The 15,495-nt window shown below is 75.1% G+C and carries 13 protein-coding genes, 1 rRNA gene and 1 pseudogene; 12 read left to right on the top strand and 3 right to left on the bottom strand.

Features of this window, described 5'->3' with window-relative positions; translation table 11 throughout:
* Window positions 1-10: 10 nt before the first annotated feature.
* From rrf to ABFX46_RS28685, 3 genes are all read left to right on the top strand, one after another.
* A 5S ribosomal RNA gene (gene rrf / locus ABFX46_RS28695) occupies window positions 11-127 on the top strand.
* Between the two features lie 112 nt (window positions 128-239).
* On the top strand, window positions 240-2,288 hold the full coding sequence (locus tag ABFX46_RS28690) for a hypothetical protein (RefSeq protein ID WP_346046868.1): 2,049 nt from the start codon (window positions 240-242) through the stop codon (window positions 2,286-2,288).
* 103 nt (window positions 2,289-2,391) lie between these two features.
* Window positions 2,392-3,555, top strand: coding sequence for an alkaline phosphatase PhoX (locus ABFX46_RS28685; protein ID WP_346046866.1), 1,164 nt, complete (start codon window positions 2,392-2,394; stop codon window positions 3,553-3,555).
* Between the two features lie 33 nt (window positions 3,556-3,588).
* Here ABFX46_RS28685 and ABFX46_RS28680 read toward each other — a convergent pair whose 3' ends face one another.
* A complete protein-coding gene (locus ABFX46_RS28680) occupies window positions 3,589-4,527 on the bottom strand; it encodes an MBL fold metallo-hydrolase (protein WP_346046864.1) in 939 nt (312 codons plus the stop codon).
* Window positions 4,528-4,534: 7 nt separating this feature from the next.
* On the bottom strand, window positions 4,535-5,884 hold the full coding sequence (locus tag ABFX46_RS28675; RefSeq protein ID WP_346046863.1) for a DUF1015 family protein: 1,350 nt from the start codon (window positions 5,882-5,884) through the stop codon (window positions 4,535-4,537).
* Between the two features lie 66 nt (window positions 5,885-5,950).
* Between ABFX46_RS28675 and ABFX46_RS28670 the strand changes: the two genes are divergently transcribed.
* On the top strand, window positions 5,951-6,466 hold the full coding sequence (locus ABFX46_RS28670; protein ID WP_346046861.1) for a tetratricopeptide repeat protein: 516 nt from the start codon (window positions 5,951-5,953) through the stop codon (window positions 6,464-6,466).
* Between the two features lie 56 nt (window positions 6,467-6,522).
* Window positions 6,523-7,524 (top strand): HAD-IIA family hydrolase, encoded by a 1,002-nt coding sequence (locus ABFX46_RS28665; protein ID WP_346046878.1) that lies wholly within the window; start codon window positions 6,523-6,525, stop codon window positions 7,522-7,524.
* Here the strand turns inward: ABFX46_RS28665 and ABFX46_RS28660 are convergent.
* Window positions 7,521-7,862 carry an SCP2 sterol-binding domain-containing protein gene (locus tag ABFX46_RS28660; protein ID WP_346046859.1) on the bottom strand — a complete coding sequence of 114 codons (342 nt, stop codon included), beginning with the start codon at window positions 7,860-7,862 and terminating at the stop codon, window positions 7,521-7,523. The two genes, ABFX46_RS28665 and ABFX46_RS28660, sit on opposite strands and share 4 nt — an antisense overlap.
* 115 nt (window positions 7,863-7,977) lie before the next feature.
* On the opposite strand from ABFX46_RS28660, the gene ABFX46_RS28655 reads away from it, so the two are divergent.
* The 7 genes and pseudogenes from ABFX46_RS28655 (at window position 7,978) to ABFX46_RS28625 (ending at window position 15,464) form a co-directional block, all read left to right on the top strand.
* Window positions 7,978-8,313 carry a hypothetical protein gene (locus tag ABFX46_RS28655; RefSeq protein ID WP_346046857.1) on the top strand — a complete coding sequence of 112 codons (336 nt, stop codon included), beginning with the start codon at window positions 7,978-7,980 and terminating at the stop codon, window positions 8,311-8,313.
* Entirely contained in the window at window positions 8,310-9,113 is an 804-nt protein-coding gene (locus tag ABFX46_RS28650; RefSeq protein WP_346046855.1) for a TlyA family RNA methyltransferase, read from the top strand. The genes ABFX46_RS28655 and ABFX46_RS28650 overlap by 4 nt, the downstream gene beginning before the upstream one ends.
* Window positions 9,114-9,225: 112 nt before the next feature.
* A pseudogene (locus ABFX46_RS28645) lies at window positions 9,226-10,116 on the top strand (NAD kinase); the annotation flags it as partial.
* 207 nt (window positions 10,117-10,323) lie between these two features.
* Window positions 10,324-12,030 (top strand): DNA repair protein RecN, encoded by a 1,707-nt coding sequence (recN, locus tag ABFX46_RS28640; protein WP_346046853.1) that lies wholly within the window; start codon window positions 10,324-10,326, stop codon window positions 12,028-12,030.
* A gap of 140 nt (window positions 12,031-12,170) precedes the next feature.
* The gene (steA, locus tag ABFX46_RS28635) at window positions 12,171-13,517 is read left to right on the top strand and encodes a putative cytokinetic ring protein SteA (RefSeq protein WP_346046851.1); all 1,347 of its coding nucleotides are present in this window, start codon (window positions 12,171-12,173) and stop codon (window positions 13,515-13,517) included.
* Window positions 13,514-14,470, top strand: a complete 957-nt coding sequence (locus ABFX46_RS28630; protein WP_346046849.1) for a copper transporter — start codon at window positions 13,514-13,516, stop codon at window positions 14,468-14,470. The genes steA and ABFX46_RS28630 overlap by 4 nt, the downstream gene beginning before the upstream one ends.
* A 4-nt stretch (window positions 14,471-14,474) precedes the next feature.
* Window positions 14,475-15,464 (top strand): hypothetical protein, encoded by a 990-nt coding sequence (locus tag ABFX46_RS28625; protein ID WP_346046847.1) that lies wholly within the window; start codon window positions 14,475-14,477, stop codon window positions 15,462-15,464.
* The last annotated feature ends 31 nt before the right edge of the window (window positions 15,465-15,495 follow it).

Raw genomic sequence — 15,495 nt, 5'->3', positions numbered from 1 at the left:
CGTTGAGGCGTTCGGTGGTTTTGGCGAAGGGGAAACACCCGGTCCCATCCCGAACCCGGAAGTTAAGCCCTTCAGCGCCGATGGTACTGCATGGGAGACTGTGTGGGAGAGTAGGACGCCGCCGGACTTGAATTGGTCGAGGGTCGCCCCGATTTAACGGGGCGGCCCTCGACGCATGTCGTGGTCCTGCCAAAGTAGGCTGCACGTATCCACGAACACCTTCAAGAACAGTGACGGACGTGATGAGCGCGGAAGAGGACGGCCGCGGCGACGACAGCCGCGAGCGGCGGGGCGATAACGGGCGGCGGAACACGCCGCCCCGTCGTGGGGGCGGCGCCCGCAGTGGCCAGGGCGGCGGACCTCGCGGCGGTGCGCCCCGCGCCGGCGACCAGCGGGGCGGTCGCGGCCGTCCCGCGGGCGGTGGCTGGAAGGACCGGGACTCGCGCGGCAAGCGGGATGACCGCAAGCCCGGCCGTCCGTTCAAGCGTTCCGACGATCGGCGCCCCGACTCCGGTGAGGGACGCTCGGACGACCGTCGCGACGGTCGCTCCGGCGGACCGCGCCGCGACCGCGGTGAAGGCCGGTTCGACGGCCCGCGCGGTGGTGGGGGCAAGCCCGCGGACCGGCGGCCCGGAGGGCCTCGGGCCGGTCAGGGCGGGTCCGGCGAGCGCCGGTTCGGCGGTCAGGGCGGTAGCGGCCAGGGCCGGCCGGGTGAGCGTCGGTATGAGGGGCCGCGAAGCGGGTCGGGGAAGCCCGGCGAGCGGCGCTTCGGCGGTCAGGGCGGCGGCTCCGGCAGGCCGGGCGAACGACGGTTCGAAGGGCAGCGAGGCGGGTCCGGCGAGCGTCGGTTCGATGGACCGCGCCGGGGCAAGCCCGGTGAGCGGCAGTTCGGCGGTCAGGGCGGCGAGCGCCGGGAAGGGCGTTTCGGCGGCTCCGCCGGGCCGCGGCGTGAGGGACGTCCCGGTGGCGGCCAGGGCGAGCGCCGGTTCAAGGACCGTGACGACAGGCCGAGGCGCGACGAGGGCCGTCCCGGCGAGCGGCGGTTCGAGGGACGGCCGCAGGAACGCCGGTTCAAGGACCGTGACGACCGCCAGGGCGGGCGCCGGTTCGAGGGCAGGCGTGAAGGGCGCCCCGGGGACCGGGACAGGCCCTTCGGAGGACGCGGTCCGAAGCGTCCCCAGGACGGCGGACGCTCCTACGGGCCGCCGCGCGACCGGCAGGACAGGCGGGCGCGGAACGAGGAGCAGGAACGCCCCAGGCACGATGATCCGCTGCTGCCGGACGACGTCACCGGCGAGGAGCTGGACGCCGACGCGCGCGCCGAACTGCGCACGCTGCCGAAGGACCTGGCGGCGAAGGTGGCGCGGCACCTGGTGATGGCGGGACGGCTGGCCGAGGACGAGCCGGAGCAGTCCTACAAGCACGCGAAGGCAGCGCGGCGGCTCGCGTCGCGGGTCGGGATCGTGCGGGAGGCGGCCGGGATCGCGGCCTACCACGCGGGCGAATGGGCGGAGGCGCTCGCCGAGCTGCGCGCCGCGCGGCGGCTCGGTGCCGGCGACGACTCCTACCTGCCGGTGATGGCCGACTGCGAGCGCGGCCTCGGCCGTCCCGAACGCGCCCTCGACCTGATCAAGTCGCCGGAGGCGGAGAAGCTCGACCAGGTCGGACGCGTCGAGCTGCGCATCGTCGAGTCGGGCGTCCGCCGCGACATGGGGCAGTACGACGCGGCCGTCGTCACCCTGCAGATCCCCGAGCTGCGCGACCGGCGGCTCCGGCCCTGGTCGATGCGGCTGTTCTACGCCTACGCGGACGCGCTCGCCGAGGCGGGACGCGAGGACGAGGCAGCCGACTGGTTCGCGCGCGCGGCGGCGGCCGACCGTGACGGTGAGACCGACGCCGCCGAGCGGTACGCCGAGATCGAAGGGCTCCACATCCTCGACACCGAGGAAGAGGAAGAGGAGCACGGAGGGGCCGGAGTCGTTGAGGAGGCGGTCGACGCCGAGGGCCTGATCGCCGCCGCCGCCGACGCCGATGCCGAGGGCCTGAGCCCCGCCGCCGACGACGACGACAGCGGTGGCGTTGCCGAGGAAGAAGCCCTCGCAGAGCCTGAGCTTCCGGCGGAGCCCGAGGCCCCGGCGGAGCCTGCGGCGGCGACGGACATCGCGTTCAAGCCCGCCGAGCCCGAGGTGCCGAAGGCGCCCGACGAGGACGCTCCGGAGGCCCCGGCCGTGTTCCTGGAGCCGAAGCCGGCGGACGGCGAAGAGGAGCGGCCCCCGGCAGGGGAGTGACCACCGGTACTTGACTGGCGGGTAGGTTTCCCGGATATTCACGGGACCGCGCCGTTCGGGGGCCGCCGGATCAGTCCGGCGGTGATCGACTCTGAGGAGAGTCATGTCCCTGGACCGACGTATGTTCCTGCGCGCCACCGCCGTCGCCGGCGGCACGGCCGTGTTCTCCGGGGCCCTGTGGCAGCAGGCGTTCGCCGCGGGGCCCGCACAGCCCGGCCCGAGCCCGTACGGCCCGCTCGGGGCCGCCGACGGCAACGGGCTGCAGCTGCCGGACGGGTTCACCAGCCGCATCGTGGCGCGGTCGCTGCAGCGCGTCGAAGGGACCCGGCACACCTGGCATCCGGCGCCCGACGGCGGTGCCTGCTTCCCCGACGGGGACGGCTGGATCTACGTCAGCAATTCGGAGGTCCCCGTCGTCGGCGGTGTGTCCGCGATGAGGTTCGACGCGTCCGGGAAGGTGACGTCCGCGTACCGGATCCTGAACGGCACGACGCTGAACTGCTCCGGCGGGGCGACGCCGTGGAACACGTGGCTGTCATGCGAGGAGCACGACTTCGGCCTCGTCTACGAGACGGATCCGCGCGGTCGGAACGCGGCGGTGGCGCGTCCCGCGATGGGCAGGTTCAAGCACGAGGCCGCCGCGTCCGACCCCGAACGCAAGGTCGTCTACCTGACCGAGGACCAGGGCGACGGCTGCTTCTACCGGTTCCGCCCGAAGACGTGGGGCGACCTGTCGTCGGGGACGCTCGAAGTCCTGGTCGGCTCCGGGACGGGCCCCGTCCGGTGGGCGAAGGTGCCGAGCCCGCAGTTCTGGCTGACGCCGACCCGCGAGCAGGTCGCGGACGCCATGCGCTTCGACGGCGGTGAAGGCTGCTACTACACGCACGGCGTCTGCTACTTCACCACCAAGGGCGACAACCGTGTCTGGGCCTACGACGCGGCGAACGAACGGCTGGACATCGCCTATGACGACGACCTCGTCACCGGCGGCGACGCGCCCCTGCACGGCGTCGACGCGGTGACCGCCACGGCGACCGGCGACCTGTACGTCGCCGAGGACGGCGACAACATGGAGATCAACCTCATCACCGCCGACGGGACCGTGGCGCCGTTCCTGCGCGTCCTCGGCCACGACGAGTCGGAGATCACCGGGTGCGCGTTCAGCCCGGACGGCTCGCGGCTGTACTTCTCGTCCCAGCGCGGCAAGAGCGGGTTCATCGCCGGGACGGACGGCTGCACGTTCGAGGTCACCGGCCCCTTCCGCTGATGACACCGTGCACGGAGTCGGCGCGGCGGACGCTCACGCATGCCGGCTCAACGCGTGCAGGATGCCCGTGACATTGCTCTCAGCGCTGTTCAGCACCTCGTACTTGGCGACGAGGGCGGGATCGACGTCGTCGGCCATGATGGCGTAGCGGTCCCTGGTGTGGTCCACGACCATGGCGACGGCGTGGTCGAGGTCGAGGCCCTGGTCCTTGGCGTCCTGGACGGCGTCCACCCAGACGCGCAGCTCCTCCGCGGAGCGTTCGAGCGTGTCGTCCACCTCGCTGACGGGCCCGTAGTGCGCGAACAGCAGCCGCTGCGGGCCCAGCGACCGGAACTTCCCGAGGGACTCGAGCGCCGTCTCCAGGTCGAAGTCGGGCGGCGGCGTCGCGGGCTTCACGTCCGCCGTCTCCGGGATGTAGATGCCGGCGGCGTCGCCCACGTACAGGTCGCCGGTGTGGGAGTCCATCAGCCCGACGTGGTGCTTGGCGTGGCCGGGGGAGTAGTGCGACTCCAGCCGCCGGCCGCCGCCGAGGTCGATGACGCCGGTGTCCTCGACGGCGCGGATCCGGGACGCCTCCGTCGGCTTCAGCTCCCCGAACAGGGTGTCGAGGCTGTCCCCGTACACCATGCGGGCGCTGCGCATGAGCCGCGACGGGTCGGCCAGGTGCCGCGCGCCCTTCTCGTGGACGACGACCTCGGCCCCCGGGTACATCTGCGCGATGTCGCCGACACCGCCCGCGTGGTCGAGGTGGATGTGGGTCACGACCACGGTCGCCAGGTCGTCCGCCCCGACGCCGAGCTCCCGCAGCGCCGCCTGCACCACGGGCGCCGAGCCGGACGTGCCGGGCTCCACCAGGCATGGCCGGTCGGACAGGATCAGGTATCCGGCGGTGATGCCGCTGTAGCCGGCCATCCGGGTGTCGATCTCGTAGACGTCCCCGCCGAGCGGTGTGATCGTGGTCGCGGTGTCCATCCCCCGATCATGGACCCTCGGGGTCGTCCGGGTCGAGAAGCCGCAGGACGAGACCGGTGCGCGGCTTCGGCCCGAACGAGGTCGACTTGCGCGGCACCCGCTCGCCCTCGCCCGCGATGGCGAGCACGTCCGCGACCTTCAGCGGGTTCAGGACGACCGCCGTGCCGCCCGCGCGCCGGGCGCGCGCGATCGCGGCGGACGGGTCGTCGTGCACCACCTCGATGGCGTCCTCGTTCTCCGGGACGTTCCACAGGCCGCCGATGAGGAGGTAGTCCAGGACGGCGGTGTCGAGCCTGCACCAGCGCGTGGAGTGCCCGGAGGGCCTGCAGCGCGCGATCGCGTCCTCGTCGGGGTCGGTGAGGAGGTGAAGGGCATCGCCCCCACCGAGGAGGAACGCGGGCCCACTCGCGTTGGCGAGGGCTTCGATGGCGGACGCCTCGTCCGTGAACTCGGTGACGCGGAAGGCCTTGCGCGCCCTTTCGGCCGCGTCGTCCGGGCGCAGGCCCGGCAGGACGCGGTGGATGGCGCCCAGGTGCGGCGGGTAGCGCGTGGAGTCGACCAGGAGCGCCAGCCCCTCGTCCCACGGCCCGGGGCCGTCTCCGGCCGCGTGGCGGCGCGCCTGGAGGGCGCGGTAGGTGGCGTAGCGGTGGTGGCCGTCGGCGATGAGGGCCCGCTTGTCGCGCAGGTCGGCGGCGACCCGCGCGTGCGCGGCGGGGTCGGTGACGCGCCAGAGCCGGTGCGTCAGCCCGTCGTCGGCGTCGAACTCCACGAGCGGCGCGGACGCGGCGGCCTCGTCGACGATCGCGGCCGCGTCGCCGCCGCCCTCGTACACGAGGAAGATCGGTTCCAGGTTGGCGTTCGCGGCCGTCATCAGCGCGAGCCGGTCGCGGACCGGGCCGGGGAAGACGTTCTCGTGCGGCAGCACGACCCCGTCGGCCTCCGCGCGCAGGCCCAGCGCGCCGATGAGGCCGCGCTGCAGGACCGTCCCGCCGCGGGACGCCTCGTAGACGTACAGGGCCGGTTCGGGGTCGACGGCGAGCGCGCCCTCGTCCAGCCAGCGGCGCAGCCGCTCGCCCGCCGCGCCGTAGCTCTCGCCGGCGGCGCGCGGCAGGTTGAGCCGGACGATGTTGTGCCCGCCGCCCGCCAGCAGCCGCAGGGCCGCCGCCTCGTCGATCAGGTCGTAGGGCGGCATGGTCACCGCCGCCGGATCACCGGCCACCTCGGGGACGAACCGGACGCCGCGGAACGGGGCCAGCGCCAGGCCGGCGCCCGTGCGCGGCCCCGCCGTCCCGAAGATCCGGGCGCTGAACTCCTCCGGCGCGAGGCCGGAGGGGAGGTCGTCGTCCACGGTGGGCATGGTATTCACCGGGAGGCGTCCGGCGCCCCGGCGGGTACGGTCGTCATGATCCGAGGGGAGGTCCATATGAGTGGTCAAGGGCCTGGACGGCCGGAGGATTCCCCAGCCGGCGACCCGGCGGGCGACCCGGCAGGCGACCCGGCAGGCGACCCGGGCGGTGATCCGGCCGGTGACCTGGGCGACGCCCCGGGCGGGCGCGCCGCCTCGCCGGAGGGCGGGGTCTACGAGTGGTACACGCGCGGCCTGGAGCTGCTGCGGTCGGGCAGCGCCGCCGCCGCGCTCCAGCTGCTGACCAGGGCGGCCGAGGCTGAGCCGGGGTCGCACAGCATCCGCGAGGCGCTCGCCCGCGCCCAGTTCGGCGCCCGGCGGTTCGGCGCGGCGGCGGCGAGCTTCCGCCGGATCGTCGAGGAGGAGCCCGCCGAGGACTACGCCCGCTTCGGCCTCGGGCTGTCGCTCAGCCGGCTGGGCGACTTCGAGGGCGCCGTCGAGCAGCTGGCGCTCGCCGCCGCCATGCGTCCCGACAACCAGGACTACGCCAGAGCGTTGCGGCAGGCCAGGGCCACCCTCGCGGCCCGCCGCTGACCCGGCCCTTACCCGCCGGTAACAACCCCCGTACGATCGCACGCATGAGGAGCGCGATGAAAGGCAGCGACCGTCCCCTGAGCGAGGCGTACGACGTCGCCCTGCTCGATCTCGACGGGGTCGTCTACGTCGGCCGCAGGCCCGTCCCCGCGGCGGCGGACTCGCTCGCCAAGGCCCGCGCCGCCGGGCAGCGGCTCGCGTTCGTGACCAACAACGCCTCCCGGACCCCCTCGGCCGTCGCCGCGCTGCTCACCGAGGTCGGCGTCCCCGCCGACCCGGTGGACGTGGTGACCTCCGCGCAGGCCGCCGCGCGGCTGCTCGCCGAGCGGCTGCCCGCGGGTTCGGAGGTGCTCGTGGTCGGCGGCATGGGGCTGCGCCACGCCCTGTACCAGCAGGGCCTGCGCCCGGTGTCGACCGCGGCCGGGCGGCCCCCCGCCGTCGCGCAGGGCTACCACCCCGAACTCAGCTACGGGGCGCTCTCGGAGGGCGCGCAGGCCGTCGGCATGGGCGCGCTGTTCGTCGGCTCCAACGGCGACCTGACCATCCCCGGCGGCGACGGGCCCCCGCATCCGGGCAACGGGTCGCTGCTCCGGGTGATCAGCTCGGCGACGGGCGTCGAGCCGATCGTCACCGGGAAGCCGGAACGCCCGCTGCACCAGGAGTCGATCCTGCGCACCGGCGCGCAGCGCCCCCTCGTCGTCGGCGACCGCCTCGACACCGACATCGAGGGCGCCCGCAACGGCGGCGCCGACAGCCTCCTGGTCTTCACGGGCGTCACCGATCACATGCAGGCCCTGACCGCGCCGCCGAACCGCCGTCCCAGCTACCTGGCGCCCGATCTGACCGGGCTGCTCGTCCCGCACCCGGAGGTCGTCCGCGCGGACGGCGGGCACACCTGCCGGGGCTGGACGGCCCGCCGCGAGGGCGACAGGTTCGCGCTCACCGGCTCCGGGGACGCCTACGACGGCCTCCGCGCGCTCGCGTCCGCCGCCTGGGAGACCGAGGAGCCGCCGCCGCGCGAGGCCCTCGCCGGGGCCCTGGAGAGCCTGCCGCTCTAGAGCAGCTTCCGCAGGCGCAGCAGGTCGAAGATGCTCGCCTCGATCTTGACGCGCCCGGCCGCCCACGCCTTGGCCGGGTGCAGTTCGTCGTGCGCCATCGCGACGAGGTCGTCGCTGTCCACGGTCAGCCGCACCTGCGCGGAGCCGGGGTCGCCGTCGGGCTCGAACGGGTCGAGACCGCCCTCGTGGAGCCGGGACCGGAAGGCCAGCCCGAGGTCCGGGATGCGGCAGCTGATCGTCCGCTCGACGACGTGCTCGGCGAGCCGGTCGGCGTCCACCTCCGCCAGCCGGGCCGCGACCCGCTCCAGCGCCGCACGGCAGTCCTCCTCGTTCGCCATGATCAGGCAGTTCCCCATTCATCCGGCAACGATGTCGGGTAGGGACGGTAGCGTTCGGGGTGAGGTGGAGGCGACTCGGCACGGGCGCCCCGGGGCCGATTGGGAGGTAGACGTGATGTCCGACGAGGGCGCGGAGGCCGCGCCGGAGACCCCGGCCGCGGCGGTCCCGGCCGCGGGGGAGGCGCACGCCGCCGGGCCGCCGGAGCCCGGGCCCGAGCCGTCGCTCCCGGCCGCGCCGCCGCCCGAGCCGACCGGCGACCCGCGCGTCGACGCCGCCGTGGCGCCCCTCGCCGGGCTCGGCGGGCGGCCCGTGCAGGAGCACGTGGAGATCTTCGAGGACGTCCACCGGCGCCTGCAGGAGCTGCTCGCGTCCGCCGGGCAGGACGAGCCGGCCCCGCCGCCGCAGCCGCCGCGCCCCGCCTTCCCCGACGCGCTCCGCCCCCGCCCGTGAGCGCCAGGCGGAGGCTGGACGCCGAACTCGTGCGGCGCAGGCTCGCGCGGTCGCGCGAGCACGCCGGGCAGCTCATCGCCGACGGGCGGGTGCGGGTCGGCGGGCAGCGGGCGGCGAAGGCCGCGACGCAGGTCGAGACCGGGGCCGCGATCCTCGTCGAGGAGGCCGCCGGCGGGCCCGACTACGTCTCCCGCGGCGGGCACAAGCTCGCGGGCGCGCTGGCGGCGTTCGCGGGCCTGGAGGTCGCCGGGCGCACCTGCCTGGACGCCGGCGCCTCCACCGGCGGGTTCACCGACGTCCTGCTGCGCGCCGGCGCCGCGCACGTCTACGCGGTCGACGTCGGCTACGGGCAGATCGCCTGGTCGCTGCGGACGGACGAGCGGGTCACCGTCATGGAGCGGGTCAACATCCGCGAGCTCCGGCCGGGGACGCTCGGCGACCCGCCCCCCGATCTCGTCGTCGGCGATCTGTCGTTCATCTCACTGAGACTCGTGCTCGGGCCGGTGCGCGGCTGCGTCGCGCCCGGCGCCGACTACGCGGTCATGGTCAAGCCGCAGTTCGAGGTCGGCAAGGACCGCGTCGGCGCCGGAGGCGTGGTGCGCGACCCGGGGCTGCGCGCGGAGGCCGTGCGGGGCGTCGCCGACCATGCGGCGACGCTCGGGCTCGGCGTCCTCGGGGTGGCGGCGAGCCCGCTGCCGGGGCCGTCCGGCAACGTGGAGTACTTCCTGTGGCTGCGTGCGGGGGCCCCGCCCCTCGAGGACGAGGCCCTGGCGAAGGCGATCGAGGAAGGCCCGCGGTGATCGGCGAGGGTCTCCGGAACGTACAGAGAGCGTCCGAACCGGGAACGCCCGCACGAGGGGCGTTCGTCCAGACGTCCGTACGCCGGAGCGCGGCGGGGAGTGGGGCGAGAGCATGAGCGCAAGGTCGGTGCTGGTCGTGACGCACACCGGGCGGCCGGAGGCCGTCCGCAGCGCGCAGCTGGTCATCGAGCGGCTCAGCGAGGCCGGGATCCGGGTCCGGGTCCTGGACGACGAGGCCGCGATGATCGGCTGCGAGGGCGTGCAGGTCATGCCGAGCACCGCGGCGGCGGCCGACGACGCCGAGGTCGTGATGGTCCTCGGCGGCGACGGGACGCTGCTGCGCGCCGCCGACCTGACCCGCACGTCCGGCACCCCGCTGCTCGGCGTGAACCTCGGCCACGTCGGGTTCCTCGCCGAGGCCGAGCGGGAGGACCTCGCCGCCACCGTCGACCGGGTGTGCGACCGCCGCTACGAGGTCGAGGAGCGGATGACCGTGGACGTCACCGCCCGCCGCAACGGCACCGTGCTCGGGACGACGTGGGCGCTGAACGAGGCGAGCATCGAGAAGGCCGAGCGGGAGCGGATGCTGGAGGTCGTCGCCGAGATCGACGGCCGGCCGCTGTCGAACTGGGGCTGCGACGGGGTGGTGTGCGCCACGCCGACCGGCTCCACCGCCTACGCGTTCTCCGCCGGCGGGCCCGTGGTGTGGCCGGAGGTGGAGGCGATGCTGGTCGTGCCGATCAGCGCGCACTCGCTGTTCGCCCGCCCGCTGGTGGTGTCGCCGCGCTCGTCGGTGGCGGTGGAGGTGCTGCCGGGCACGCCCCGCGCCGTGCTGTGGTGCGACGGGCGCCGCACTCTCGACCTGCCGCCGGGCGCGCGGGTGGAGGTCCGCCGCGGCGCGGAGCCGGTGCGGCTCGCGCGGCTGCACCTCACCCCGTTCACCGACCGGCTGGTCACCAAGTTCGGGCTGCCCGTCACGGGCTGGCGCGGACGGGTCCGGCAGCCGTCCCGGCCGTCGCCGCCGCTGGGGGATTCGCAGGTCGGGGACGCTCCCTCGGCCGGCGGCATCGCCGGGTACCCGGGCCCGGGATTCGCCCCGGACGGCGGTCCCGGCGAATCGGCGGGGGGAGCGGCGGGCGGGCAGAGAGGATAATCTCCACAGGCGCCGATCGGGGATCTTTTGCGGAGGGTTGTGACGCCGGTGCGACCGATGGTCGATGAGGTGCGGATCCAGGGCCTCGGGGTGATCGACGAGGCCGTGCTCGATCTGTCGCCCGGTTTCAACGTGGTGACCGGGGAGACCGGGGCGGGCAAGACGATGGTGGTGACCAGCCTCGGGCTGCTGTTCGGCGGCCGCGCCGACCCGCAGCGGGTCCGGCCGGGCGCGGGCCGCGCCACGGTCGAGGGCCGGATCGCCGTCGATCCGGGCGGCCGCGCGGTCGAGCGGGTCGAGGAGGCCGGCGGCGAGCTGGACGACGGCGCGCTGATCATCAGCCGGTCGGTGTCGGCGGAGGGCCGCTCGCGGGCGTTCCTCGGCGGCCGGTCCGTCCCGGTGAGCGTGCTGATCACCCTGGCCGACGACCTGGTCGCCGTGCACGGCCAGTCCGACCAGCAGCGGCTGCTGCAGGCCGCGCGGCAGCGCGCCGCGCTCGACCGGTACGCGGGCGGCGCGCTGACCAAGCCGATGCGCGCCTACACCAAGGCGTACCAGCGGCACCGGCAGGTCACGGCGCTGCTGGAGGAGCTGACGACGCGGGCGCGCGAGCGGTCCCAGGAGGCCGACATGCTCCGCTTCGGCCTGGAGGAGATCGAGAAGGTCGACCCCAAGGACGGCGAGGACGCCGAGCTCGCCGCCGAGGAGGAGCGGCTCGGGCACGCCGACGCGCTGCACGGCGCCGCCGACACTGCGCACGAGGCGCTGCTCGGCGACCCGTCCGCCGCGTTCGAGGCGGCCAACGTGACGAGCCTGCTCGGCCAGGCCCGCAACGCGCTGGACGCCGTCCGCGACCACGACCCGGAGCTGGCGGCGCTCGCCGACCGGCTCACCGAGGCCGGCTACCTCGTCTCCGACGTCGGCACCGACCTCGCCTCCTACGCCGAGTCGGTGGACGCCGACCCGGCGCGGCTCGCCGCCGTCCAGGAGCGCCGGGCCGAGGTGACCGCGCTGATCCGCAAGTACGGCGGGGCGGAGGGCACCGCCGCGCAGGTCCTGGAGTGGGCGCGGACGGCCGCGGCCCGCCTCACCGAGCTGGAGGGCGACGACGACCGCATCGAGGAGCTGCGCGCCGAGCACGCCGAGCTGACCGAGCGGCTCGCCGCCGAGGCCGCCGAGCTGACCGCGGTCCGCACCCGCGCGGCCGAGCGGTTCTCCGGCGCCGTCACCGAGGAGCTGACGGCCCTGGCGATGCCGCACGCCCGCGTCTCGGTCACCGTGAACCCCACCGCGGACTACGGGCCCCACGGCGTCGACGAGGTGGAGGTCCGGCTCGCGCCGCACCCCGGGTCGCCGCCGCTGCCGCTGCACAAGGGCGCGTCCGGCGGCGAGCTGTCCCGGGTGATGCTGGCGATCGAGGTCGTGTTCGCGGGCGCCGACCCCGTCCCGACCTTCGTGTTCGACGAGGTCGACGCGGGCGTCGGCGGCAAGGCCGCGGTCGAGATCGGGCGGCGGCTGGCGCGGCTGGCCCGCAACGCCCAGGTGATCGTCGTCACGCACCTGCCGCAGGTCGCGGCGTTCGCCGACCAGCACCTGCTGGTGGAGAAGTCCGACGACGGCACCGTGACCAGCAGCGGCGTCACCGCCCTCGACCGGGACGGGCGCGTCCGCGAGCTGTCGCGGATGCTGGCCGGCCTGGAGGACTCCGAGCTCGGCCGCGCCCACGCGGAGGAACTCCTCGCCATGGCCGCCGAAGAACGGTAACCGGGCCGGTAATTGCGCGCCAATGGTGGCGGGCGACCCCCCACGCCCCCCGGAAAAGCTACAGACAGTACGCGAATGGACACGCCTGGACAGTCGTGCTTTCCGGCGTTCACTTCGGCGCTCTGGCAGGATGGTCGGTGATGAGCGACCCGTCACCCACCACCGATTCCGGCGCCGAGTCGACCGCGGGGCCGGCCACCGGGCCGTCCGCGGAACCGGCCGCCGAGCCCCCCGCGGAGCCGGTCGGCGGGCCGGCCGCGGGGCCGGCCGCCGAGCGCGGCGCCCGGCCGGCCCTGAAGCTGCCGCGGCGCGTCCGCGCGCTCGGTCGCGGCCGCGACGACGGCCGGTCCGGGGTCACCGCCACCGCCCGGCTCGACCGCCGCACCAAGGACCTGACCAAGCGGCTGCAGCCCGGCGACATCGCGGTGATCGACCATGTCGACCTCGACCGCGTCAGCGCCGAGGCGCTGGTGTCGTGCGAGGTCGGCGCCGTGGTGAACGTGGCGCCGAGCATCTCCGGGCGGTACCCGAACCTCGGCCCGCAGATCCTCATCGAGGCGGGCATCCCGCTGGTGGACGACGTCGGCCCGGAGATCTTCACCCGGCTCCGCGAGGGCGAACAGGTCCGCGTCGAGGGCCCCGCCGTGCACCGCGGCGAGGACGTCGTCGCCAAGGGCACCGAGCAGACCGCCGGGACCGTCGAGACGGCGCTGACCGAGGCCAAGGCGGGGCTCGCCTCCCAGCTGGAGGCGTTCGTCGCCAACACGATGGAGTACGTCAAGCGCGAGCGCGACCTGCTCATCGACGGCGTCGGCGTCCCCGACGTCACCACCGGGATCGCCGGCCGGCACGCGCTGATCGTCGTCCGCGGCTACCACTACCGCGAGGACATCGCGACCCTGCGGCCCTACATCCGCGAGTACCGCCCGGTGCTGATCGGGGTGGACGGCGGCGCCGACGCGCTGCTGGAGGCCGGCTACCGCCCCGACATGATCGTCGGCGACATGGACTCGGTGTCCGACGACGCGCTCACCTGCGGCGCGGAGATCGTCGTGCACGCCTACCGGGACGGCCGCGCGCCCGGCCTGAAGCGCGTCCACGAGCTCGGGCAGGAGGCCGTCGTCTTCCCGGCCACCGCCACCAGCGAGGACATCGCGATGCTGCTCGCCGACGACAAGGGCGCCACCCTGATCGTCGCGGTCGGCACGCACGCCAACATGGTGGAGTTCCTCGACAAGGGGCGCGCCGGCATGGCCAGCACGTTCCTCACCCGGCTCCGGGTGGGCAGTAAGCTCGTCGACGCCAAGGGCGTCAGCAGGCTCTACCGCAGCCGCATCTCCACCTGGTCGCTGCTGTTCCTCGTCCTCGGCGCGTTCATCGCCATCGTCACCGCCGTCGCCATGTCACCGGCGGGGGACGTCATCAGTCCCCTGATCGCCGACCGCTGGCACGCCTTCGTCTTCTGGCTGACCGGACTCTTCACGTGATCGATTTCCGTTACCACCTCGTCTCCATCGTCGCGATCTTCCTCGCGCTGGCGCTCGGCATCGTGCTCGGCTCCACCACCCTGTCCGACTCGGTCAGCGACACGCTGCGCCAGCAGGCCAACTCGGCGGCCAAGACCGCCCAGCAGGCCCGGCTGGCGCAGCGCGACCTGCAGCACCGCGTGGACGGCCAGGAGCAGTTCAGCAAGGTGCTGGCGCCGCAGATCGTCGCGAACCGGCTGAAGGGCCAGTCGGTCGTGCTGATCGAGACACCCGGCGCCGGCAACGACAGCATCGAGCAGGTCAGCGAGCTGGCGAAGGACGCGGGCGCCGCCGTCACCGGCCGCGTCACGATCCAGAAGAAGCTCTTCAACGACGACCAGCAGACGACCGTCGACGAGCTGTCCACGCAGCTGAAGGCCGACGACGTCTCCTTCCCCGCCGACGCGAGCCCCTACGACAAGGCGGGCGCCGTGCTGGCGAACGCCCTCGTCACCAAGGACCCGGGCAAGTCCGGCCGGGAGGACGCCGTCGGCGGCGCCGTCCTCAACGGCTTCAAGGAGGCCGGGTACGTCACCACCAGCGGCAAGCCGGGCCAGCACGCGACGCTCGCCGTCATGGTCGCGCCCGCCGCCGCGTACGCCTACGACGGCGGCGACGCCGACAACAAGGCGCTGATCTCGCTCGCCGCCGCCCTCGACGCCGCCGGGCGCGGTACCGTCGTCGGTGGCCCGCCGAACTCCGCGCAGGAGGGCGGGCTGATCGCGGCGCTGCGCGACTCCGACGCCGGTGACTCGGTCTCCACCGTGGACGTGGTGGACACCCCGTCCGGGCAGGTCGTGGCGATCCTGGCGCTGCAGAAGGAGATCGGCGGCAAGTCCGGGCAGTACGGGACGGGCGCCGGCGTGAGCGGCTACCTGCCCTCGCCCGCGCCCACGGCGGGGAAGAACGGGTGACCTGATGGGACGAGGCATCGCGAGGGGCGCGCGGCTCGCGGCGGGCGCCGGCCTCGGCGCGGTGGCGGCGCGGGCCGCCTACGCCGCGCTGACCCGCCGGCCCCCCGGCCTGAACGGCCTGCCGGGCGAGGACGTCTGGGGGCGCACCAACCACCGCGGCGAGCCGGTGACGCTGCTGGAGGGGCCCGCGTTCGTCGCGGGCGCCGCCGCGGCCGGGCTGCTCGCGCCCGGCGCCACCGGCCGGATGCGCGCCGCCGCACTGCTCGCGGGCGCCGGGTCCGGCGTCCTCGGCGGGTACGACGACCTCGCCGGGTCCGGCGCGTCCCGCGGCTTCAAGGGCCACCTCACCGCGCTCGCCCGCGGCGAGGTCACCAGCGGCGCGGTGAAGATCCTCGGCATCGGCGCGACCGGGCTGGCCGCCGCCGCGATCGCCGGGTCGCCCGCCCCGACCCGGACCGGGCGCGCGTTCGACGCCCTGGTCAACGGCGCGGTCATCGCCGGGGCCGCGAACCTGATGAACCTGTTCGACCTGCGCCCCGGGCGGGCGGTCAAGGTGGGGCTGATCACCGGCGCCCCGCTGGCGCTGACCCGGTCGGGCTCGGCCGTCGTCGCGGCGCCGCTCGGCGCCGCCGCCGCGCTGCTGCCCGAGGACCTCGGCGAGCGCGCGATGCTCGGCGACACCGGCGCCAACGCGCTCGGCGCGCTGCTCGGCCTCGCCGCCACCCGGCTCGGGCGGGGGCCGCGGCTCGCCGTGCTGGCCGGGCTCGCCGGCCTGAACGCCGCCAGCGAGGTCGTCAGCTTCACCAAGGTCATCGCCGGCAACCCGGTGCTGAACCGCATCGACATGCTCGGCCGCCGCCCGGCCGCCGCCCCCGCCCCCGCCGCGGCGGGCAAGCCCGGCACGGCGGACGCCTTCCGGCCGCCCGTCCCGCCGCAGGCCGGCGCGGCGGACCGGGGCCCGGCCGGCGACGGCGTCGCCGCGGGCCCGGCCTAGGCGCACCGGACGGCCCCCGCGGAGCATCCAC

Source organism: Actinomadura chokoriensis (genome assembly GCF_039529475.1).
In the GTDB taxonomy this organism is placed as follows: Bacteria; Actinomycetota; Actinomycetes; order Streptosporangiales; family Streptosporangiaceae; genus Spirillospora; species Spirillospora bangladeshensis.
Note: the sequence above shows the minus strand (reverse complement) of the source record. Positions and strands in the feature narration are given on the sequence as shown.